Raw genomic sequence first — 21,403 nt, forward strand, 5'->3', positions numbered from 1 at the left:
GCACGTATCTAAAACGAATACAGGTCTATCAAACTTTCAGACACGCGCGCGAATGTCTCGTTTTGATTCGTGTGAAATCTTATCTAATTATGAGTGGAATTCGAGGGATAAAAATGGTGGCTTGAGACGGAATTGAACCGCCGACACAAGGATTTTCAGTCCTCTGCTCTACCAACTGAGCTACCAAGCCACATGATCGGATTCAAAGAGATCAAAGGTTTAACTTTTGACCTCTTTGATGTCAAACAATTGCTGGAAAAAAAGCCAGATCCGAGGACTAAGCTTTATCGAAGGCTTGTCTGAGATCGGCCAAAAGGTCATTGATATCTTCAATTCCCACAGAAAGGCGGATCAAGCTGTCGTCAATGCCTAGAGCCTTGCGGTTTTCAGGCGGCACGGAGGCGTGCGTCATGATCGCAGGATGCTCAATCAAGCTCTCAACCCCACCCAAGCTCTCAGCCAATGAAAAGACTTTCACATTTTCGAGGAACTTACGGGCTCCGTCCATTCCACCTTTAATGTAAAAAGTAATCATTCCGCCAAAGCCATGCATCTGTTCTTTCGCCAAAGCATGCTGTGGATGGCTTGAAAGACCTGGATAAATCACTTTGTCCACTTTTGGATGAGATTCCAAGAAGCGAGCCACGGCCATCGCGTTTTCTTGATGGGCCTTCATACGAAGTGGCAATGTTTTCAAGCTTCGCAAGCACATGAAAGAATCAAATGGACCTTGAATGCCACCCATTCCGTTACTCAAAAATTGCATTTTTTCTGCAAGATCTTCACGCGAAGTCACCGCGATCCCACCAACAACGTCAGAATGACCGCCGATGTATTTCGTAGCCGAGTGAACAACGATATCAGCACCTAGCTCCAAAGGTCTTTGGAAGTAGGGGCTCATGAAAGTGTTGTCTACAGCTGTGATGATGTTTCTGGCTTTTGCTTGCGCTGCGATTTTTTTGATATCAACAAGCTTCAAAGTAGGATTTGTCGGAGTTTCAAGCCACACCATTTTGGTGTTCGGTTTTACAGCTTTTTCAAAACCATCTGGAGACGTCAAATCAACGAATGAAAACTCGATACCATTGTGTTTCAAGATTTTATCGAACAAACGGAACGTACCGCCGTACATATCGTCCATCGCGATAACGTGATCGCCTTGTTTCAAGAAATGCAAAATTGTCGTTGTGGCTGCACAACCTGAAGCAAATGCAAAACCGTATTTGCCGCTTTCAAGGCTTGCCATACAATTTTCATAAGCACGACGAGTTGGATTGTGTGTGCGAGAATATTCCCAACCTTTGTGTACGCCTGGAGACTCTTGTACGTAAGTCGAGGTCAAATAAACGGGCGTCATAATCGCGCCCGTCGTTGGATCTGGAGCTTGTCCTGCGTGAATCGCGCGAGTGGCAAAGCCAAGTTGATCAGTATTTTTCATGTCGTCCTCTTATTTCTTTTTGAGGTTTTCGAGTTCTTTTTCAGCTGAAACACAGATATTGAAAGCATTGCTGATTTCTTCTTGTTTCAAAAGACCATTTGTTACCATCCATTGATCGTTAAAGGCTTTGCTCAGATAAGCGCGACCGCTGTCTGGGAAAATCACCACGATTTTTGAAGGCTTCGTCAGTTTTTTAGAGGCTTTGATCGCGCCTACAAGTGCAAGGGCGCTAGAAGGACCTACAAGAAGGCCTTCTTCAGAAACCAAGCGACGAGTCATGTCGAAGGCTTCTTTATCCGTCACACGTTCAAAACCATCATAGATGTCCAAATGAACGTTATCTGGAAGCATGTCTTCACCGACACCTTCGACCAAATAAGACCCAGGTGGATCCACGATTTTTTTAGAGTAGAACAGATCGTACAGAATTGAACCGATTGGGTCCGTGCAGATAGCCTTTACTTCTTTGTTTTTCTCTTTCAAATAGCGCGCGCAACCTGAAAGAGTTCCGCCTGTTCCTGCTCCGCCAACAACCATGTCGACTTTTCCATCCATTTGCTTCCAAATTTCCGGACCGGTTGTTTGATAATGACGTTTTGGATTATCAGGATTGTGGAATTGATTGACCAAGAAAGCTCCTGGAATCTCTGCCGCGATCTTTTTTGAGACGGAATAGTGACTGAGTGGGTGATCAGGATCTACACCCGTTGGCGTGAGGACAACTCTTGCACCATAAGCACGAAGAAGTGCTCTTTTTTCTTCACTCATTTTCTCTGGCATGACGAAAATGCATTTATAGCCCTTAACTGCGCCCACCAAAGCCAATCCCACACCGGTGTTGCCAGAAGTGGCTTCGACAATTGTGCCGCCTGGTTTTAGATCGCCCCGTTTTTCCGCTTCTTCAATCATAGAGATCGCAACGCGGTCCTTGATGCTGCCACCTGGGTTAAAATACTCTACTTTCGCATAAAACTGATGCGGAGAGTCCTTTGTGACGTGTTGAAGGTGAACCATCGGCGTGTTGCCGACGCTTTCTAAAATCGATTCTTGTATTGATGACATAATTTTATCTTTCTAGGTCTTTACGACGAGGGGTTTTCAGATAGACCTCGTTCATGGAGTGCAAAACCGTATTCATTTGAGTCAGTGGATCGACGGAATAAGAAAGTCCCAGCGATTTAGACAATTGTTTTACCAACTGGCGATTGGGATCATCCTTCATCAACTCATCAACAAGGCGCTCAAGGGCCATTTTATTGTTTTCTGGTTGAGCCATAGTCTTTTCCTCCGACTTGGGCCCACTCTATCACCCGCCCCCGAAAGAGTGAAAAAAATTTTTCAGCAGAGGTCCGAAAAGAAGCATCAGAAAGGCTGGAAATTGGAATAAAAGCAGAGGAATTAACAAAATAAACGGCAATCTTGCGAGCTTTGTCCCCAATTCATCCTGACAAGCTTCAATGATCTCACTTTCAAGCTGCAAAAGAGTCGGATAAATCGCTTCTCCGCGCAGTCCACGCTCCAATAATTGTATTAATATTCGGCGATGCATTGATTTTTCCGTCTCTAAATAAGTCGTCGCATCCTGCCCCTGCTGCAAAAGTCCCATCCAACGCATAACAAACTCAGGAAAATCTCCTTCATGGCGTTTTAAATAATAAAGTATGCCAACGCGAACGGGCTGACCCTTTTCAATCGCACGTTTCACACATAAAAGAAGTGCCAACGGAGGTGCTACACTTTCCATTTCATCCTCCGGCCCGCATTAAAGATCCAAAAAAGCCCCGCCAAAAATAAAATAACCGATCCCATGATCAATTTTTGATGCGCATGCCAACCAAATTGCGCAATTACAAAAGATAAGAGCCCTAAAAAAAGAAGAGTGACAATTATCGCCTGCATTTTTATTTGCTGCGTGAGTTGTCCGGACCTACGTCGAAAATCTTCCTGAATTTTAAGATGTCCGCGCAGCGCTCGAAGTTGATCAGCGCATCGACTTTGCGAGCGATCAATCTCAACAAGCTCTGCCATGAAATCCTTGAGCAGTGCGGATTTCAGCGCATGCTCTTGTTCTGAAGACAGCAACAAAGATTGAAGTTCGCGAAGTTGATTGCGGACCCATCCACGTTGAAGTTCGATGCTTGAATGAAGTGCGGAGCGGAAAGATTTTCCCGCTTGAACCCCCAAAATTATTCCATCAAGAAGTGGAATTAGCGCCGATCGAAGTCTGCGGAGTAAAAAAAATCGCAAAATTGTCGGAAAAAACTTTAAAGATATTAAAAGAATGCCGATGAAAATCCAGAGTGAGAGTGGTGATGCATGAAAAGTTGCCGCGAACACGCCGACGACGATCAAATAAATGCACAGAACATGCATCGATTGATCGGAAAGAGCAAATTCGGCGATGATCTCGCGATAAATTCGGTGAACGAACGCATATCCGATCATCGAAACTGTAAAAAGAAGGAACATCTCCCACCTCCGATGACCCAAAAGCTCGCAAGAAATATGCAAGCGAATTTTTTTGTTGACGGCGCAGGTCGAATTAGGAAAACTTAGGGTAAGTAAACTTTTTTGTAAGAAGTAACAACAACAACGATTGCATCCTAGGAGGAGCAAATGGCAAAGAAAGCAGCAAAAAAAGCGACTAAAAAAGTAGCTAAAAAAGCAACTAAGAAAGCAGCTAAAAAAACTACAAAAAAAGCTACTAAAAAAGCAGCTAAGAAGTAGTTCGTTTAGTACTGAATTAGTACACTAAACCCCGGAGGCAACTCTGGGGTTTTTTTTTGCCTTTTTTCATTCGAGAAATACGCAAATAAAAAAAGCGTCCGGGGTCTCCGAACGCTCTCTGGGAGCGGCTTTCAAGGAAAGCCATCATCTGAATTTAAATCTTAGAAATAGTAAAGAGCACCCACAGCGCCAGCTGGGATGAACTGCGATCTTTTCACTTCAACAAGGGCGACAAGTTCAGCGTACACACCGAGTCCGGATAATTCACCGGACAACTGATTGTATTGAAGACCAATGGAACCTGTTAAGAAATCGGTCCCGAACTGTCCGGATTTTTTTTCTGAATCAGTCAAAACACGGTCCAAAATGCTGGAGCTGCCGTCAAAATGTCCGCTCGAATTATACCAACGAGAATATCCTGCTGTAGTATATGGAGACAGGTAATCCCCCTCGAAAGTATGTTTCCACGCCAATGCGATCGAATTATATCCAGGTCCAGTGCCAAATCCCGCCACGGCGCCATCAGCATCTTCAAAATTGAACTCCAAAAGAGCTCCGGCGACACCTAAAGTTCCACCGACTGCCATTCCCATCCCTACTTTGCGTTGCTCACGCATTTTTAGATTCGACGCGAATGTCGTTGAAAGGCGCTCTTCACGAAGATTTTGGCTGTACTCCTGTTCGATGGCGCGTGCTTTTGTGGTGATGGATTGTGAATCCGCACTGAGATTGACTTGAGCCACACTAACAGAGCTGACAAGCATCAAGGAGCCCAACCCTAAAACAAATTTATTCATAACGTCCTCCTTCGTTTAAGGAACTAGAAAATACGCGCTCTCACGCCTTCTTCTTGGAAGAACTTCTTAATAGCGGGGCCATCTAAAGGTTCCAAGCGGAAAAGTAATTTATGAACCAAGTCATACGTTTCTTCGGCCTTTTTGGAGCGCATTTGCCCCGTTAAATAAGCCATGTCGTCGCTGATTTTGACGGCGTTATCCAACAATCGAGCCACGTTTTGATTTTTTGTCGTTTTATCTAAGAGCACGAGTGTTTTGTTAAAATTCGTCGTCAAGCGATCGATCTGTTGGATCACGTTCGTCACCGAACCTTCATTTTTCTCGACGATTTCGATGATTTTTCCGGCCAAACCATAACTTTGTGAGATCAATTGATCGATGCGTGGGGGATCTTCGCCACGAACGAGATCTCCACTTTCAAATGAGGCTGCTTCCGTGGAACCCGGAGAGATTTCCAGAAACTTTTCCCCAATCACACCTGCGAGATTGATAAAAAACTTGGAGTCTTTACGGACACTAGTCCAGGCTTTTTTGTCGATTGTGATGGTAAGACGAAGATTTGCTTCCTCACCACTTGGCATTTTAAATCCCGGATCAAAAGTGATCGACTTCACACGACCCACTTTGATGCCCATCACGCGAACTGGAGATCCCTCTTCAATTCCACCTGCATAGTTGTACATAACATGCAGTTCTTTAGCGTTAGAAAATGGCGAAATGAAACCCATCACATAGGCAAAACCGACGATGAGAACCAGTGCAGCAAAAGCAAGAAGACCAACCTTGGTTTCAACTTTCATAAAGATATTAACTCCCGTCCGATAGAAGTAGCTTAAATTGTACCTGAGGAATTTCGAGCGTCAAACTTTTAGACATTGCTTAAGCTTCTTCTAACCTCATCTAACTGTCGAGCATCCCTCTTTCTCGATAAACTGTGTTTGTAACGACAACTCAAACTTGGAGAGAAACCATGAATACAGCTATCAAATCACTTGTAATGTCTTTGGCGATCGGATTTTTTGCAGTCAACGCACAAGCACGCATGATCGGCATGCTTTCAGAAACGTATAGTGGATCAGAAAAAATTAAAATCGAGTCCTCTGGTGGTAAATACGATGTCAGCATTCAAGTTGATCACATCGGCTTGTCCACATCTCTAGAAGCGACCATCGAGACAGGCTTCACAAGCTTAGATGGCGATGTTCAGTTCGAGCAGTCTCATGAAGGAAAGCCCGCGTTAGTGATCACTCTGAATCAACCACTACCCGAAATGCCAAACTATTCACAGTTAGAAGGGCTTTCACCAGAAGTTCGCGAGCAAAAAGTAAAAGAAATTCAAAGCGCGAGATTAAATGCGGTTCAAGCTCAACCTCGCACTGAAATTCTGTCGCTTTATAAAGACATCATTAAAATGAACATCAAACCGGAATATCGTAACGAAGTGTTCTACGCGATCCTAAATGGCGACCACCCACTCGTTCTTGCCTTCCAACAATTGAAAAAGGGCGACCATGATTTCTCAATGAAATATATCGTTTTAAGCCCTGAAATATTGCGTTCTGGCGGCACTCTTTATCAAACAAACATCCAACCTTAAGTGGAAATATTTCAACACTTCTAGAGCCGCTTTCTTTTTACCCTTAAAACCATATAATCCCCGTCACGTCAGTGGCGGGGGAATCATGCTTAAATTTTTCTTTATCTTGCTTGTTCTAGTAGGTTCAGCGCATGCAGAAACTGCCGTTTTTAATGCTCAAGAACTGAAAAGCTTGTTTTCATCCCCTTCTTTTCATGACGGTCCCAACTGTTACAACACCAGTCTGATGGCGCTGGGATATGTATCGGAGCGAATGTATTCCTCTGGTAAAGAACTGGACTTTTACTTAAAAAACTTCTGCCAAGAAATTTCGACGACTCCCGAAGAAGCTCCAAACGGAATCGTCATGACCTATCGAGATAATAGTGAACGATTGGCTCATGCAGCGTTGTTGATGGGAAATGGTTGGGTCTTTGAAAAGAACAGTTATCGCGGTACAAACTATGGCAGCTCATCAAGTTATACTTCTCCTGGATATTACCTCTTTCAACGCTACAACAAGTCCATTTACGCCAGTGAAGTGAAGATCTACAATGTAAACTATTACCAGTGCGTCTCCAGCAGTGAAGTTCAAGAAGCTCTGCAAGTTATTCGCGGTCGATCTTGGGCCTTGAGGCTTGAAGATATGCGTGTGTCTTTGAGCGCTACAATCGTTGATATTTCATTCGAAAAGCTTTCAAATTTTCTGACGGAAACCGGGTTTCTATATTTGGTTGAGCTCCAAGAGCTTCTTCGTACGCGCACAAAAAATGCCCTGGAAAAAGAATATCTCTATTCGATGGCGCAATCGGTTTATGGGCAAATTCTTTATGCACACGAAAGCGCACAGCGTTCATGTATTCAGTGCCAATCTCACGATGTAGGTCCGTTGAATAACGAACTCGTGAAAACGGCCGAGATCTTAAATAAATACCGTCCGCGAAAACCAAAGGTAGAAACAGCGCAATAGCTGCTAGTAAAAGTGGCTAAAGGTATAGGATAAAATAAAGTCGATTGCGATAATCCCGATAGAAGCAACAACCACTGTATTTGTGGTTGCTTTGCCCACCCCTTCGGCTCCCTCTTCACAGCGAAAACCAAAGTAGCAAGCGACTAAGGGAATAACTGCTCCGAAACACGCCCCGCGAATCATCGCAAAGAAAAGATCCTGCATTTGCACGAATCGATGCATAGAGGAAATGAACATTGCAGGTGTATATCCCAGATAGAAATAACTAACTTGCATCGCTGCAAATAAACACACGACATTTGCAGCAACTGTGAGAATCACCCCACCCAAAATACAAGCTAAGAATCTTGGAACAACAAGGTAGTTGATGGGATCAATTCCTAGCATTTTAAGAGCATCAATTTGTTCGGTGATCTTCATTGTGCCGACTTCAGATGCGTATCCTGCGCCTACTCGGGAAGCGAGAAGAAGTGCTGTTACTACTGCCGCAAGCTCTCGTAGAATCAAGAGCGCGCCAAAGCCCGGGACCATCGAGTCGTTTTGAATCACGAGCTTCATGTGGAAAGACGATTCTAAGATCGTCACGACAGCAGCGAAACACACACAAAAAAGAATAATCAATAGACTGCGATTGGCGACAAAATAAAGCTGCTGAATAAACTCGCGCCAACGGAAAGGTGGCGCCCAAATGCCAAAGAGGGTTTCTGCAAAAAGTGAAATCATGATCTATATCCTCGAAGCATTTGTAGAACAATATCCGCAAGGAAAGAAGTCAACCAATCCATCACAACTATGCTAACCATCGTAATCACAGATGTTGTCACAACAGCTCTCCCCACCCCTTTTGCTCCACCTGAAGCTGTGAAACCTTTGTATGTGCAAAGAGTTGCAAGAACCACTGCGAACGTTCCGCATTTGATAAGACCATTTAATATAGAGATTGGATTTACAATCGTTGGAATATAGCGGAGATATTCTGCGCTATCGACGCCCGCAAAGACTTGTCCCATAAGAAGCCCGCCAAAAACAGACATCATGAGTCCTCCGGCAAGAAGGAAGAAACTTGAAATTACGATGCCGATAAATCGCGGGACTATTATTTCTTGCATGGGATCGGCCCCCAAGCAGCGCACGGCATCGATTTGTTCAGTCACTCTCATAGTACCGAGTTCCGCAGATGTATAAGCACCTACTTTTCCACTGAGCATAAATGCAATTAGAAGAGGACCGACTTCTCGGAAAGTGGCACTGGTTGAAAGACCGCCAAGGTATCCTAAGGCACCGAATTCTGCGAGAAGCATTGAGAATTGCACGGTCATAATTGCGCCAACAAAGAATCCCGCCATGGCGGTTGTTGGAAAACTCTCAGTTGTTACTTTCCAGATCTGCTCATAGATTTCGCGATTTTTTAGTGGCTTGCGAACGATTGTATCCGTGATTTTTTTAAGGAAAATCAACGAACCACCAATTTCATCTGCGATATTAAATAAAAACGTCATGCCTCTAAGACCTCCGATAAGAAGTCTTTCACCAATGGGTGAGAGCTTGCCTTCAGCTCCTCAGGAGTTCCGATGGCTGCAATGCTACCTTTATCCAGAACGACAATTCGATCAGCAATTGAAAGAGCGCAGTTCATATCGTGGCTGACGACGAGCGAAGTGGTTTTGAGCTCACGCGAGAGATCCAGGATTAACTGATTGATTGCTGTCGTGGTGACAGGATCAAGCCCTGTCGTCGGCTCATCAAAAAGCAGAATGCGTGGTTCAAGTGCAATTGTTCGCGCTAAACTCACGCGTTTTTGCATTCCGTAGGAAATTTGCGCGGGTTTTTTGTCTTCAACACCACTGAGATGAACTAACTTAAGTGCTTTTTGCACTTTTGCGCGAATGACGTCTTCATCTAGTTGATAGTGACGACGCAAGCCAAAGGCAATGTTTTCAAAAACTGTCAGAGAATCAAAGAGTGCCGGATGCTGAAAAACCATTCCGCATGTTTTGCGAATGCTGAAGTATTGTTCTTCAGTGAATTTAGAGACGTCTTGATCCTCAATCCAGATTTCTCCTTCATCAGGAGTCAGCAGTCCCACGATATTTTTTAGTAAGACAGATTTTCCAGTTCCGGATGTCCCCAGAATAAATAGAATCTCGCCCTCACGGATTTTTAAATTCAATCCATTGAGAACAGTCCTTGTACCAAAGCGTTTCACGAGATTCTTAAACTCTATCACTTGTTAATGGTGAATCGCGGAAGCGGCCCGGTCAATCTCAACTTGTATCAATATTAAGACACCAAGATTTAAGGTGCTGTTAGTGGTCCATCTAGCGAGCCGCGAACGAATTGATGCACGCGTGGATCTTTGTGATTTTTTGTTTCTTCAGGTGTGCCTGTGATAAGCAAATTTTTATCGACGACCATCGCAATGCGATCGGCAAGTTGGTATGCGCGATTCATGTCATTGGTAACAGCGACAACAGTTGAATTTTTTTTCTTTTTTAGATCGATGATGAGTTCGATGATTTTTTTTGACGTGATCGGATCAAGCCCCGCCGTTGGATCATCGTAAAAAATAATTTGTGGATCTAGAGCGAGCGCTCTAGCAATGCCCAAGCGCTTTTGCATGCCTCCGCTGATTTCATCGGGGAACAGATCACGGGCATGAGGGATACCGACAGCGTCTAAAAAATATTCTGCCTTTTTTTGAATTTCCCAATCAGAAAGTGTGGTGGTCTCGCGTAGAGGAAAGGCGATATTCTCTAAGCAGGTCAAAGAATCAAAGAGGGCATTTTTTTGAAACAAGATTCCCATCTTTTTCAAAAGTGGCAGCTTCTGCTTACTGCTTAGCGTTAACCACTCTTGTTGTTCAATAAAAATCTTTCCATTTCGCGGAGTTATCAAGCCTGACATGGTTTTCAGTAACGTCGTCTTACCCTGCCCACTCGGCCCCACCAGAACAAGCGCTTCGCCAGACCGAACATCGACCGATACATTTTTGAGAACCTCTTGGCTCTCAAAAGCGATCGTTATGTCTTGCAAACTGATCATGTTCATAGGCTCGTCCAGTCCTGCGCAGCCGCGCTAATCCTTGTCACTTCAAGCAATTTGATATTGAATAGGTCCTCGAACGCAAGTTTTTATTTTTTCTATTCATTTTAGGCGCTTGGAGCTTCTTCGGTGCGTCCACCCGCCAAAGCCTTAAGGGAGATTATCATGGCTCACAAAAGAAAAAAAATCGCCGTCATTGGTGCGGGATTCGTTGGTTCAACTACTGCTCACTGGGCAGCTCAAAAAGAATTGGGTGACGTTGTTGTTCTTGACGTCAACGAAGGCGCGGCGATCGGAAAATCTTTGGACTTGTCTCAAGCAGCTCCAATCGAAATGTTCGATGCAAAAGTAAAAGGTACAAACAAATACGAAGATATCGCTGATGCAGATGTTGTTATCATCACTGCAGGTATGCCACGTAAGCCAGGCATGAGCCGCGATGAGCTTGTTGGTATCAATGCAAAAATCGTTAAAGATGTTTGCGAAGGTGTTAAAAAGTTCGCTCCAAACTCATACGTTATCGTGGTTTGTAACCCGATGGACGTTATGGCTGTTTACGCAAAACAAATCTTGGGCTTCCCACGTGAGCGCGTGCTTGGTATGGGCGGTTGCTTGGATTCAGCTCGTTACCGTTTGTTCGTTGCCGAAGAGCTTGGCGTTTCTGTTAAAGACGTCACTGGTATCGTGATCGGTAACCACGGTGATGCGATGATGCCACTTGTACGTCACACTTCAGTTGCAGGTATCCCTTTGACTGAGCTATTGCCTGCAGACAAAATCGCAGCGATCGTGACTCGTACAAAACAAGCGGGCGCTGAAATCGGTGGTCACTTGAAAACGGGTTCTGCTTACTACGCTCCATCACGTGGCGCGGTTGAGATGGCAGAAGCAATTTTGAAAGATCAAAAACGCGTTCTTCCAGTTGCTGTTGAGTTGACTGGTGAGTTCGGTGTTAACGAAGGCTTGATGGTTGGCGTTCTTGCTACTATCGGCGGTAAAGGTATCGAAAAGGTTCACAAGTTCGAAATGAACCCAGCTGAACAAGAAGAATTCAAAAAATCAGTAGATGCAGTTCGTACACTTGTATCTGCACTTAAAACGGTTCAATAGGCCGCGGAGAATCTAGATGAATATTCATGAGTATCAGGCCAAAGAAGTCTTGAGAAAGTTCGGAGTCGCAACGCTTAAAGGTAAGCTTGCTCACTCTCCTGAAGAAGCTGTAGCAGCTGCGAAAGAAATCGGCGGAAGCGTTTGGGTTGTTAAAGCTCAGATTCACGCTGGTGGTCGCGGTAAAGGCGGCGGTGTTAAGGTTGCGAAGTCTTTAGACGAAGTAGCTGCTTACACTAAAAACATGATCGGCATGACTTTGGTGACTCACCAAACAGGCCCTGAAGGTAAAGTTGTTCAAAAAGTTTTCATCGAACAAGGTTGCAACATTGCGAAAGAATACTACGTTGCTTGCTTGATCGACCGTGCAACTGGAAGAGCTGCAATGATGGCTTCTTCTGAAGGTGGCATGGATATCGAAGAAGTTGCTGAACACAATCCAAACGCGATCAAGAAAGTCGACATCGATCCAACTGTTGGTTTGATGCCTTTCCAAGCTCGTGAATTGGCTTTTGCTATCGGCATGCAACCAGAAATCGTCAACAAAGCGACGAAATTCTTCGCGGGTCTTTACAACGCATTCATCGCAACTGATTGCTCTATCGCTGAGATCAATCCACTTGTTGTTACTAAAGAAGGCGACGTTCTTTGCTTAGACGCAAAAATGAACTTCGACTCCAATTCGTTGTTCCGTCATCCAGATATCGTTGAAATGCGCGACTTGAACGAAGAAGAACCTTCTGAAATTGAAGCTTCTAAGTTTGATCTTGCATTCATCAAATTGGACGGAAACATCGGTTGCTTGGTGAATGGTGCAGGTCTTGCGATGGCAACTCTTGATATCATCAAACTTCACGGTGCTTCTCCAGCAAACTTCTTGGACGTTGGCGGTGGCGCTAACAAAGAGAAAGTAACTGAAGCTTTCAAAATCATCCTTAAAGACAAAAACGTTAAAGGAATCTTGGTTAACATCTTCGGTGGTATCATGAAATGTGACATCATCGCAGCGGGTGTAATCGCAGCTTCTAAAGAGTTGGGCTTGAAAGTTCCACTTGTTGTTCGCCTTGAGGGAACAAACGTTGAGCTTGGAAAACAAATGTTGAGAGACAGCGGATTGAACATCACTCCTGCTGACAACCTCACTGATGCAGCTAAAAAGATCGTTGCTGCAATTAAAGGATAATTGAGATGGCAATTCTTATTAATAAAAACACGAAAGTTATCTGCCAAGGTTTTACTGGTGCTCAAGGAACTTTCCACTCTGAGCAGGCATTGGCATACGGAACTAAAATGGTCGGTGGTGTGACTCCAGGTAAAGGTGGCACAACTCATATCGGTCTTCCAGTGTTCAACACTGTGAAAGAAGCGAAAGCAGCTACGGGTTGCAACGCTTCTGTGATCTTCGTTCCACCCCCATTTGCTGCTGACTCTATCATGGAAGCTGTTGATGCGGATTTGGATCTTGTGATCTGTATCACAGAAGGTATTCCAGTTTTGGACATGGTTAAAGTTAAAGAATACATGAAGGGCAAACGCACTCGTTTGATCGGCCCTAACTGCCCTGGCGTTATCACTCCGGGCGAATGTAAGATCGGTATCATGCCTGGTCACATTCACAAGCCAGGTCGTATTGGCGTTCTTTCACGTTCTGGAACCCTCACTTACGAAGCTGTTGGTCAATTGACGGCTTTGGGTCTTGGCCAATCAACAGCTGTTGGTATCGGCGGTGACCCGGTGAACGGAACAAACTTCATCGACGTTCTAAAAATGTTCAATGAAGATCCAGATACTGACGGTGTTATCATGATCGGCGAGATCGGTGGATCTGCAGAGGAAGAAGCTGCTGAATACATCAAAGCTAACTTCAAAAAACCGGTTGCTGCGTTCATCGCGGGCGCTGCGGCTCCTGCTGGTAAACGTATGGGCCACGCTGGTGCGATCATCAGCGGTGGTAAAGGAACTGCGGAAGCAAAATTCGCAGCTCTTGAAGCTGCTGGATGTAAGATTGCTCGTAGCCCTGCTGACATGGGTACGACTTTGAAATCTATGCTGAAGTAATCAACGATAGAAATTTATCGTTACACTCGGAAACCCACGGCCTCAAACCGTGGGTTTTTTTCTGGTCTTGTCTCTGCTTAGGTCCTATAGAAAACTGAAAGCTAATGATCTTATTAGCGTTGATCTCAGGACTGATAAATCTTTCTTCTCAAGTCGTCTTTCAAAAAGTCGTCTCGATGGTTGTTGGCGATCTTTACACGACTTTTATCGCTGTTAGTTTGACGTTTATTTTGGGTTCTGCGATCGGTAGTTATTTTGGGCATCGCTTTCGTCCTTATCTTGCCTATATTGAAATGGCGGCGGGATTCCTTTCACTTGTAGTCTTTGGATTGCTTCAGGGTCCATTTTACTCTCAAGACATTCCTCTACCTTTCGTGATTGCATGCTTGTTTTTGCCTGCCTTGGCACTCGGTACGCACATTCCTTTATATAGCTATTACTTGAGACGGATTAAGTTTGGCTGGATTTACTTCGTCTATCATTTTGGAGCTATATTTGGCTTGATTGCATTCGAGTGGAATTTTGTGAACGCCGGTTCAACGAGTGGCGCGGTACTTTTAGTTGCCCTGATACAACTCAGCCTTGGAGGGTTTCTTTTACTTCTCACAAAAAGAAAAGTATTCGTGCTTGAAACAACCAAGATTTCCGAGATCGGAATTGTGCGCTTTGTGCAAACCTGGCCCCTCAGCACTCTTTCTGTTTTTTCAGCTTCACTTGTTAGCTTCTATTCGGTTTATTGGGCTTTGAAAACACAGTCCATGATGACGAACTCTTATCGTCTACATGCCACCTCCATTTCCGCGGCTGTCTTCTTTTGGATGTCATCTGCGGGGTTGTTCAATAGAGTTGTCAAATATCTTTCCAAACAAGTACTCTTCGTATGTTTAAGCTTATCGTTACTTTTTATTAGTATGACGTTCAAGTTTGCGGGACCTGGAATTACTTCTCTTTACTCAGGAGAGCTTGTAAATTATTTTTGCATCTCATTTTTACTTTCTATCTACCTCACTCTTCCTGTTTTATTTTCAAGCCTTCTTTTCGTTCGAGAAACAAGTGTCATTCAATCGAAACTCGATGTCGATGTCGCAAGCGGAACCCTTAATTTGTTTGCAAGTTTCGGGAATATTGCGGGTTTTATTTGCGCCGCGCTGATGATTCACTATTTGTGGGAGCCTGGATACTTTACGATTGCCGTCGTATTCTGCAGTCTACAGGCTCTCTTTCTTTCCTATAGACAAAAGACTTTGCGAACTCTATTTCCTGTCATTGTTTTGGTTTTGGCCCTTACGCCTTTTCTCGTTAGCACAGCAGCAAAAGACGCTCTCTTTGTGAATCGTCTTAAGAAAGGTGAAGAAAACTGTCAGCACATACGTGACGTACGAATCTTATCGCACCCACTGACGTCGGTGGCTCTTTATACTTATGCGCCGATACCTCTTCCATTGGACAGTTCAAAATGCTTTAATCCACCGTCACGACGCATGTATGTTGTGGATGGTTTAGGTTCTCATAATATTTGGTGGGGCGATGAATATATTTCTGGAATAGCTTCTGCGAAATTTTTCTCTCGACCGTTGGAAAAATCTCTCGTTGTCGGAATTGGTACGGGTCAATCTGCTTGGGGGGTTGCGGCTATTTCAAAACACGCCGATCTTGTAGATATCTCCCCTGCTGTTATGGAAAATCTTGCCGTTTTTAAAGAATACAATCGAGATCTTCTTCATCGAGCGAACGTCAGCTTCTATCTGAAAGATGGATTTGGATTTGTTCGCGACTGCAAAAAAGGTTCTTACAACTTGATTTTGAATACATCAACACAACCATCAAGCTATAACGCCGCCAAGTTATACAGCGACGAATTCGTTGGCTTGGCGAAAGAATGCCTGTCCTCGGACGGGATTTTGCAGACGTACTTTGATCCAGAATCAGTTAATAATATGTTACAGTTTGAAGAGTACATCGCGCCTATTCTCAAACATTTTCGGTATGTCGATATTATGTTAAAACCGTATCCATTTGTCTTTGCATCCAATACAAGACATTCACTTCACGTGCTTAATAAAAATTCTTTTATTGATCCCAGAGACTTTGATTTCTTCACCAAAATCCGCAAGGATCAGTCCATCTTTTCGTGTGTGCCTTTTTATAAAAACATTTCTTCTGTGGGTAAAAATGTCGAGATGAGTACGCTGGACCGATCCTATATCGAGAGAAACACGGTTCGAAATTCAGTTTATTTGTACCACAAGCAGGACGCCCCTCTAAATTTATTTGAAGACTTCGCTCGTGATCACTTTGGGACACCCACCTGTGAATAACTCAAGTTTTATAGGAAACATTGCGGGCATTCTACCACTGTAATCTTGGCAACCCAAACGAGCGTCCTGAAATAAGACAAAAGGCGAAAAATCCGATCTTTTCTGTCGACACACATATACAATTTAGACAGCAGAATATGAGTTCGACAGTACCAACATGGTTTTAATTTCAGGGGGAACGTTTGAATGGGGAACGAGCGTATATCAGTCCATTCAAAAAACTATAAACGACTACGGACAGAATCGGGATCGATCATTCTCGGTGCGCTTGCGCTTGCTGTTGTCGTCGCAATTTTAATTTTATCATCGACAAATTACATCCGCTCCCGTGCTACTCAAGTTTATGCTTCGTCTGATAAACTTGCGAACCGCATCGTGCTTGATGGTTTGTTATCCTATACTGTTAACGCCGTAAAACAAAGCTGGTGCTTTTCTTCCACTTGGGCGCAGGATACTACCTGCGGTTTGACTCATGGAAAGTACGCAGCACGCTTGCTTTTAAATGATGAAACTATCGCGTATATCCAAACATCTGGAATGAAACTTCCAACAGGTGACCTTCGTCTGACCGAAATTTCTCAAACCGTCACTTTGTCACTTCTGCCAGAATCACATCCTATCTATCGCCTGACTATTCCTTTCCGTGGCGTTTACCCGACAGTCAGCTTCTCAATTAAACGTGACGATTCGGCCGTCTCGACGACTAAAGGAAAAGAAGTACCTCTTCGTATCGTCATTAAAGCTCCTGCACCCGTTGGGTCTAAATTACATGATCTCGAGATCAACTCAAAGATCGTGGTTTATCCTCGCGAGCTTTCGTACTTTGCGCTGATTGTTCCAAATGACTTATATCTAGGGTCAGTGGCTCCTGCTAATCGCGGAAACGTCGTTTTTAATAACGTGGCTGTTGGTGCCAATAAAGGATTGCGCTTTGAAAGTCCTGTCTTCGTTAATGGCAATCTTGTGTTGCCACCAAAAGCACTTACTCAACCGATGAAGAACGTTTCATTCGTCGATAAAGTCGTCATCGGCGAAGGCATGTTCAAACAAGACGGTAACTTCTTTGTGCCGAAAGATGCCGGCGGCGAAAGTAGTATGTTCAATTACAAGATTCCGTCATTCAACGGACTTCTCGGGGGCTTTGAGCTCGACGTAGAAAGAGACATGGGTCTTGATTATTTATTCAAAATTCAACCTTCTTCCGATACGTTTACAGATTTCGAACTTTGCAAAAAAAGGCAAATGGCCGCTTATGATTTGACGGTTACAAGAGATTCGCAACTTTTTGTTAAGGCCCTTTCGTCAGTTCCGAACACAGCAGACTTAACCGTTTCAATTGGTCTGATCGACAACCTAATTGAGCAAGTTGACGAACCTCGACATAGACAAATTACTACCAACGTTCCCGGTGTAACGGACGCCGGTGTTTACAACTCTTTCTTGAGTGGGGCTGTATTTAAAGCGAAGATGATTTTTGAAGGTCTTCCTGATGCTTCGGGAACTCGAGGCGTTTATACGAATTCATTCTATCTTTCGCGTAACGGTAGCCTAACACTCTATCCTCGTGGAGCTGCTGCGGGTGCAGCCATCAGAATCACCTCTTCTCCGCACTATGTTCTATCAAAACCACAACATAACCAAGTGGACTTGAAGGTCGAATTCGTCAATCCAGCCGCGCTGAATTTGGGTCAGTACCAACAAAATGGTGTGATGGTCGACGGTGCTGTTCGTTTTATTCTTGAGGCGATGGATTATGGCTACAACTATTCTCAGAACGTACGCTCAGGTCCCTCAGTTCATGCAACGATGGGGCAATACAAATCCAATGGTTTTACGTTCTTGAATTCTGGCGGCAATTTTGTATTGAGCGCTGCAAGCATGCTTCAATGGTATAACAATCCCATGTTAATCTCAGATCCTAGTTATCCAGTTTGGGATCCAGCTCAAGCTCCAGGCCCAACCGATCGCGACTTTAACTCTTTCGATGCTAAATGCTTTGGTGTACCTGAAGGTAGCGAAGCCTATTACACATCTTTCCCTTCCGCGAGTTGGTCTACGTCCTTCGTAACTCAATCTGAACATGCTTGGAAATTTTCAGCTGATGCCGGATTTACGAATGGATACTTTAGCGGTAACTATATTTTTAACAGCACGAATGCAGGTACAACTCCGAAATGGGAAATCAAATCATTAATTGAAACATGTACCATCGAAAGCACAGCAACCTTTGTCACGGGATTCTATACGTGCAACAACTTAATAATTAATGCGCGAAGCACTCCTCTTCGAATCGTTGGGACATTCATCGCAAAAAATGTTCAGATCGATAGCACAGCCTATGTAAACGGCATTCGCTGGAGTACGATCTACCATCCGCAGGCTGTTTACGAATTACGTGCTTTCAATATTCTTGGAAAAGAAAAAGATGGAACCCTTATTAACTGTGAGGACGCCACTTTACCACCACTTTGGGCTTCTAACTTAGGGATTCCTTCCACGTTGAAACACTATAATTGTAATCCCGTCAGCTTGCGAACAGCCGATCCATTTAAATGGACGACTGTCGATCCAGATTGTGGAATTCCGCCAGGATCTGTCGAAGTAAAATGTAAAAAAGCGGCTACTCGATTCCTTGTTAAAGAGATCAGTCGATCTAAGGGGCTGTAGTCATGAACAACAAAGGCTTTACGATTTTAGAAGTATTAGTCACGACAGTTGTAGGCGGCATTACTGCCTACATGGTCGCAAGTTACATGACCGACCTCAATAAGTTGCATCAGCAATTAAAATTGCGACGATTAACAGGTGAGGCGGTGCATTCCATTGCCGAAAGTATTCGTTTTAATCTTTCATATTACCAAGTCACTTTCGACAACTCGATTACCAAGGAAAATGAAGTTCTAACGCCAACCAAGCTTCCACTGGGAGTATCAAAAGGTTCCGTTATTCAAAAGAGCGAATGCGCAACACGCGGTTGTGAAGCGTATATGGGTTACCTGATTATTCCGAGTGAATTTGTTCGCAATCTTTATCAAGTGAAATTTAAGATCGTCAGCGCTAAAGATATGGGGGTTTCGTGGGACAAAACATACACCTACTTTATCACCGTAAAATAGCACAAAATAATCGCGGTTTCTCACTGCCAGAAATATTGGTCGTTGTGGCCCTCGCGAGTATTGTTATTCTGGGGAACTCGGTGTTCATGTACGACTTTATCAAAGATCTCGATAAAATTGAGAAAGAGTCGATGCAAGAGGCTGACCTCGCAATATTAAGTCGCTCCGCTGTAAACGTTATCAAGAGATCAAGTTTGAGCTTTAATCGTCTCACGCTCAATGATGATAACAACGATAGTTTCTTTGACTATTATCCGGACATCGCGCTTAGTAACTTTACTGCTGGCGAAGAGACGCGCCAATTTACTCTCAAAGCGAACCAAACGAACAGATACTTCTACCTTTTAGCTTCTGAAGAATCGGAATTTGATTCTATCGTCTATGACCCGGTTCACGCCTACACGGTCACTGATTCAGCAAGTTTGTTAACAGACGGTACTCTTGCGTATCGCGGAATCAACTCAGTTCCTTCACTGGAAAATGAATCTGGCGTACCGGCCAGTCAGAAATTGATGACGGCGGTCTTTAAAGAACGATGGGCAGACGGAAAACTTTTTGCGATTACATGCCCTACGTATTTGCGCCAACTTAACGCTGCTAAAAACGTAGACTTGAACACTGTCCCTCGAACGGCTTCGTTTGTTGGAAAGGTTTTTGTCGACGACTTGGTTCCGTTAGCTGCCGCAGAGGCCGCGATTGATGTCGGCAACAAACATCCTCTTACCGGGACTCCTTACACGAGTTTGAACCAATATCTCTTGAAATTGCCGACCGTTGGAGGAGCTGCTCCCTTCGTTAAAGTCGAGCCCGCTCAATTAGTAAGATTTGAAATGAAACCAAACTCAGCCTACCCGGCAGGATACGCCGATTTAATCCAGAAAACGTGGGTTAATGGGCAATACATCAATGAGCACACCGTTGCAGACAGAATCAAACAGGTACGTTTTACACGAAAGTCGATCACGCTTCCCCTGATCGGAATGGAGATTGAAAAATGAAAAATCTAAAATACACTCCCCTATTAGTGGCAGCATGTTTTGGGCTTTCAAGTTCTATCTCAAATGCTCAGCAGTCTACTTCGAAAACAGATATCGCCATTCTTCCTTTTGCTGGCCCCAATATGAATGACGTTGTTGTGGACTCGCAAATGACTGTAACCCGAAGTAATAACGACACCTCGACACTTGATCTATATGTTTATTGCTTTGGTACGAACTTACGAAGTGTTGCAAACCCGGTTTCACCAGCTTCGACAATCTATGCCTCCATCGAGTACCAAACAAAAGACGGTTCTTATAAAACGTTAGATATTAATTTCCCGGCAAAAGCCGCTCTTGTTACAGAGAACATGAACCAGGATCTTTCCGGAAACAACTCCGTGAGAGACGCAAACGGTGCTGTTACATCTGAAAAATTCAACGCACATTTGCGTGGCAACGTGGTTCGCGTCGCTGTTAAGAATACAAAAACTATCGGCGTCAACGTTCTGAGCACGGGCGTGGATTTTGCGAAACTAGACGCGATCAATAAGAAAAGTTTGCTGTTTAAATCGATCCGCTTTAATCAAAAAATGCCTCCGGGAACCGGCGGCGGTCAGTACATGGGAACAGATGGTCCTTTGACTGCTGCTATCACTTGGTACTTTGCAGAAAATGGAAAGAAGGCGACGGTGTATGCGGGATTCCCTGGAGAAAATCGATTCTGTGGAGGATATTTTTCTCCGATCGTTTTAAGTTTTGATGAAGAGATTCCTGCGGTGGATCAGTCTTCAACTTTCGCCCTCTTTGCTAAAGATGCGCAGTCTGCAAACGTTAAACAAAAAATTTCTTGGCCTTCCTTTAAAAAGGAAATTTACCTTCTCGCAATTGACCACAATAAAAGTGGAAAAATTGAATACGGCGGGGAACTTTTTGGGGACGTAAATGGTTACGTAAATGGCTTTGAAAATCTGCGTGCTTATGATGACAACAAAGACGGTGTTATTGATGTTAAGGACAAAATATTCTCGCAACTCGTACTCTGGAGAGACGTAAACCATGACGGTGTATCTGCAAAAAAAGAAGTAATTCCTTTAAGCAGAAAAGGAATTACCTCGATCTCGCTGAGCTATAAAAATGAATTGCGCTCGGAAGGCAACTCAGCGAAAATTTTAGGACCTGGGGAGTTCACTTATAAAGTGAAAAATGGTTCTGAAAAGAAAGGCGTTGTCTGGGATATTTTCCTGACAGCTATTCCATAGTTAAGGCATAAAGTT

21 protein-coding genes and 1 tRNA gene are annotated in these 21,403 nt (G+C 44.0%); 10 read left to right on the top strand and 12 right to left on the bottom strand.

Annotated features, from left to right (window positions below; genetic code table 11):
• Positions 1-114: 114 nt before the first annotated feature.
• From ACLWOR_RS06545 to ACLWOR_RS06580, 8 genes are all read right to left on the bottom strand, one after another.
• Positions 115-190, bottom strand: a tRNA-Phe gene (locus ACLWOR_RS06545).
• An 87-nt stretch (positions 191-277) separates the two neighbouring features.
• A complete protein-coding gene (locus tag ACLWOR_RS06550) occupies positions 278-1,438 on the bottom strand; it encodes a cystathionine gamma-synthase (protein ID WP_413939886.1) in 1,161 nt (386 codons plus the stop codon).
• A 9-nt stretch (positions 1,439-1,447) separates the two neighbouring features.
• Positions 1,448-2,500, bottom strand: coding sequence for a PLP-dependent cysteine synthase family protein (locus ACLWOR_RS06555; RefSeq protein ID WP_413939887.1), 1,053 nt, complete (start codon positions 2,498-2,500; stop codon positions 1,448-1,450).
• 4 nt (positions 2,501-2,504) lie between these two features.
• Positions 2,505-2,714, bottom strand: a complete 210-nt coding sequence (locus ACLWOR_RS06560) for a hypothetical protein (RefSeq protein WP_413939888.1) — start codon at positions 2,712-2,714, stop codon at positions 2,505-2,507.
• 30 nt (positions 2,715-2,744) lie between these two features.
• Positions 2,745-3,182, bottom strand: coding sequence for a hypothetical protein (locus ACLWOR_RS06565; RefSeq protein WP_413939889.1), 438 nt, complete (start codon positions 3,180-3,182; stop codon positions 2,745-2,747).
• Positions 3,170-3,907 (bottom strand): hypothetical protein, encoded by a 738-nt coding sequence (locus ACLWOR_RS06570; protein ID WP_413939890.1) that lies wholly within the window; start codon positions 3,905-3,907, stop codon positions 3,170-3,172. Before ACLWOR_RS06570 ends, ACLWOR_RS06565 begins: the two co-directional genes overlap by 13 nt.
• A 419-nt stretch (positions 3,908-4,326) precedes the next feature.
• Positions 4,327-4,962: a hypothetical protein gene (locus tag ACLWOR_RS06575; protein ID WP_413939891.1), complete on the bottom strand. Its 636-nt coding sequence runs from the start codon at positions 4,960-4,962 to the stop codon at positions 4,327-4,329.
• 23 nt (positions 4,963-4,985) lie between these two features.
• The gene (locus tag ACLWOR_RS06580) at positions 4,986-5,762 is read right to left on the bottom strand and encodes an MlaD family protein (RefSeq protein ID WP_413939892.1); all 777 of its coding nucleotides are present in this window, start codon (positions 5,760-5,762) and stop codon (positions 4,986-4,988) included.
• Between the two features lie 170 nt (positions 5,763-5,932).
• Between ACLWOR_RS06580 and ACLWOR_RS06585 the strand changes: the two genes are divergently transcribed.
• Both ACLWOR_RS06585 and ACLWOR_RS06590 read left to right on the top strand, forming a co-directional pair.
• Complete coding sequence (locus tag ACLWOR_RS06585) at positions 5,933-6,559, top strand: hypothetical protein (protein WP_413939893.1); 627 nt, start codon at positions 5,933-5,935, stop codon at positions 6,557-6,559.
• Between the two features lie 85 nt (positions 6,560-6,644).
• Positions 6,645-7,508 carry a hypothetical protein gene (locus ACLWOR_RS06590; RefSeq protein WP_413939894.1) on the top strand — a complete coding sequence of 288 codons (864 nt, stop codon included), beginning with the start codon at positions 6,645-6,647 and terminating at the stop codon, positions 7,506-7,508.
• 3 nt (positions 7,509-7,511) lie between these two features.
• Here the strand turns inward: ACLWOR_RS06590 and ACLWOR_RS06595 are convergent, their stop codons facing one another.
• The 4 genes from ACLWOR_RS06595 to ACLWOR_RS06610 all read right to left on the bottom strand — a co-directional run bounded on the left by ACLWOR_RS06595 (position 7,512) and on the right by ACLWOR_RS06610 (position 10,556).
• Complete coding sequence (locus ACLWOR_RS06595) at positions 7,512-8,231, bottom strand: MlaE family ABC transporter permease (RefSeq protein ID WP_413939896.1); 720 nt, start codon at positions 8,229-8,231, stop codon at positions 7,512-7,514.
• Positions 8,228-9,007 (bottom strand): MlaE family ABC transporter permease, encoded by a 780-nt coding sequence (locus tag ACLWOR_RS06600; protein ID WP_413939897.1) that lies wholly within the window; start codon positions 9,005-9,007, stop codon positions 8,228-8,230. The genes ACLWOR_RS06595 and ACLWOR_RS06600 overlap by 4 nt, the downstream gene beginning before the upstream one ends.
• The gene (locus ACLWOR_RS06605) at positions 9,004-9,735 is read right to left on the bottom strand and encodes an ABC transporter ATP-binding protein (protein WP_413939898.1); all 732 of its coding nucleotides are present in this window, start codon (positions 9,733-9,735) and stop codon (positions 9,004-9,006) included. The genes ACLWOR_RS06600 and ACLWOR_RS06605 overlap by 4 nt, the downstream gene beginning before the upstream one ends.
• A gap of 68 nt (positions 9,736-9,803) precedes the next feature.
• Entirely contained in the window at positions 9,804-10,556 is a 753-nt protein-coding gene (locus ACLWOR_RS06610) for an ABC transporter ATP-binding protein (RefSeq protein WP_413939899.1), read from the bottom strand.
• Positions 10,557-10,715: 159 nt separating this feature from the next.
• Between ACLWOR_RS06610 and mdh the strand changes: the two genes are divergently transcribed.
• From mdh to ACLWOR_RS06650, 8 genes are all read left to right on the top strand, one after another.
• Positions 10,716-11,660 (top strand): malate dehydrogenase, encoded by a 945-nt coding sequence (gene mdh, locus ACLWOR_RS06615; protein WP_413939900.1) that lies wholly within the window; start codon positions 10,716-10,718, stop codon positions 11,658-11,660.
• Positions 11,661-11,676: 16 nt separating this feature from the next.
• On the top strand, positions 11,677-12,840 hold the full coding sequence (gene sucC, locus ACLWOR_RS06620; RefSeq protein ID WP_413939901.1) for an ADP-forming succinate--CoA ligase subunit beta: 1,164 nt from the start codon (positions 11,677-11,679) through the stop codon (positions 12,838-12,840).
• Positions 12,841-12,845: 5 nt separating this feature from the next.
• A complete protein-coding gene (sucD, locus tag ACLWOR_RS06625; protein ID WP_413939902.1) occupies positions 12,846-13,715 on the top strand; it encodes a succinate--CoA ligase subunit alpha in 870 nt (289 codons plus the stop codon).
• Between the two features lie 104 nt (positions 13,716-13,819).
• Positions 13,820-16,033, top strand: a complete 2,214-nt coding sequence (locus tag ACLWOR_RS06630) for a hypothetical protein (RefSeq protein ID WP_413939903.1) — start codon at positions 13,820-13,822, stop codon at positions 16,031-16,033.
• A 186-nt stretch (positions 16,034-16,219) separates the two neighbouring features.
• Positions 16,220-18,700 (top strand): hypothetical protein, encoded by a 2,481-nt coding sequence (locus ACLWOR_RS06635; protein ID WP_413939905.1) that lies wholly within the window; start codon positions 16,220-16,222, stop codon positions 18,698-18,700.
• Positions 18,701-18,702: 2 nt separating this feature from the next.
• Positions 18,703-19,149 (top strand): type IV pilus modification PilV family protein, encoded by a 447-nt coding sequence (locus ACLWOR_RS06640; RefSeq protein ID WP_413939906.1) that lies wholly within the window; start codon positions 18,703-18,705, stop codon positions 19,147-19,149.
• On the top strand, positions 19,110-20,147 hold the full coding sequence (locus ACLWOR_RS06645) for a Tfp pilus assembly protein FimT/FimU (protein WP_413939907.1): 1,038 nt from the start codon (positions 19,110-19,112) through the stop codon (positions 20,145-20,147). Before ACLWOR_RS06640 ends, ACLWOR_RS06645 begins: the two co-directional genes overlap by 40 nt.
• On the top strand, positions 20,144-21,388 hold the full coding sequence (locus tag ACLWOR_RS06650) for a hypothetical protein (protein ID WP_413939908.1): 1,245 nt from the start codon (positions 20,144-20,146) through the stop codon (positions 21,386-21,388). Before ACLWOR_RS06645 ends, ACLWOR_RS06650 begins: the two co-directional genes overlap by 4 nt.
• Positions 21,389-21,403 lie beyond the last annotated feature (15 nt).

This window comes from Bdellovibrio sp. HCB2-146 (genome assembly GCF_047345725.1).
Classification (GTDB): domain Bacteria; phylum Bdellovibrionota; class Bdellovibrionia; order Bdellovibrionales; family Bdellovibrionaceae; genus Bdellovibrio.

Excerpts from the sequence above, each read along its gene's own strand:
- ACLWOR_RS06550 (WP_413939886.1), bottom strand. The coding sequence starts at position 1,438 with ATGAAAAATACTGATCAACTTGGCTTTGCCACTCGCGCGATTCACGCA.
- ACLWOR_RS06555 (WP_413939887.1), bottom strand. The coding sequence starts at position 2,500 with ATGTCATCAATACAAGAATCGATTTTAGAAAGCGTCGGCAACACGCCG.
- ACLWOR_RS06560 (WP_413939888.1), bottom strand. The coding sequence starts at position 2,714 with ATGGCTCAACCAGAAAACAATAAAATGGCCCTTGAGCGCCTTGTTGAT.
- ACLWOR_RS06565 (WP_413939889.1), bottom strand. The coding sequence starts at position 3,182 with ATGGAAAGTGTAGCACCTCCGTTGGCACTTCTTTTATGTGTGAAACGT.
- ACLWOR_RS06570 (WP_413939890.1), bottom strand. The coding sequence starts at position 3,907 with ATGTTCCTTCTTTTTACAGTTTCGATGATCGGATATGCGTTCGTTCAC.
- ACLWOR_RS06575 (WP_413939891.1), bottom strand. The coding sequence starts at position 4,962 with ATGAATAAATTTGTTTTAGGGTTGGGCTCCTTGATGCTTGTCAGCTCT.
- ACLWOR_RS06580 (WP_413939892.1), bottom strand. The coding sequence starts at position 5,762 with ATGAAAGTTGAAACCAAGGTTGGTCTTCTTGCTTTTGCTGCACTGGTT.
- ACLWOR_RS06585 (WP_413939893.1), top strand. The coding sequence starts at position 5,933 with ATGAATACAGCTATCAAATCACTTGTAATGTCTTTGGCGATCGGATTT.
- ACLWOR_RS06590 (WP_413939894.1), top strand. The coding sequence starts at position 6,645 with ATGCTTAAATTTTTCTTTATCTTGCTTGTTCTAGTAGGTTCAGCGCAT.
- ACLWOR_RS06595 (WP_413939896.1), bottom strand. The coding sequence starts at position 8,231 with ATGATTTCACTTTTTGCAGAAACCCTCTTTGGCATTTGGGCGCCACCT.
- ACLWOR_RS06600 (WP_413939897.1), bottom strand. The coding sequence starts at position 9,007 with ATGACGTTTTTATTTAATATCGCAGATGAAATTGGTGGTTCGTTGATT.
- ACLWOR_RS06610 (WP_413939899.1), bottom strand. The coding sequence starts at position 10,556 with ATGAACATGATCAGTTTGCAAGACATAACGATCGCTTTTGAGAGCCAA.
- mdh (WP_413939900.1), top strand. The coding sequence starts at position 10,716 with ATGGCTCACAAAAGAAAAAAAATCGCCGTCATTGGTGCGGGATTCGTT.
- sucC (WP_413939901.1), top strand. The coding sequence starts at position 11,677 with ATGAATATTCATGAGTATCAGGCCAAAGAAGTCTTGAGAAAGTTCGGA.
- sucD (WP_413939902.1), top strand. The coding sequence starts at position 12,846 with ATGGCAATTCTTATTAATAAAAACACGAAAGTTATCTGCCAAGGTTTT.
- ACLWOR_RS06630 (WP_413939903.1), top strand. The coding sequence starts at position 13,820 with ATGATCTTATTAGCGTTGATCTCAGGACTGATAAATCTTTCTTCTCAA.
- ACLWOR_RS06635 (WP_413939905.1), top strand. The coding sequence starts at position 16,220 with ATGGGGAACGAGCGTATATCAGTCCATTCAAAAAACTATAAACGACTA.
- ACLWOR_RS06640 (WP_413939906.1), top strand. The coding sequence starts at position 18,703 with ATGAACAACAAAGGCTTTACGATTTTAGAAGTATTAGTCACGACAGTT.
- ACLWOR_RS06650 (WP_413939908.1), top strand. The coding sequence starts at position 20,144 with ATGAAAAATCTAAAATACACTCCCCTATTAGTGGCAGCATGTTTTGGG.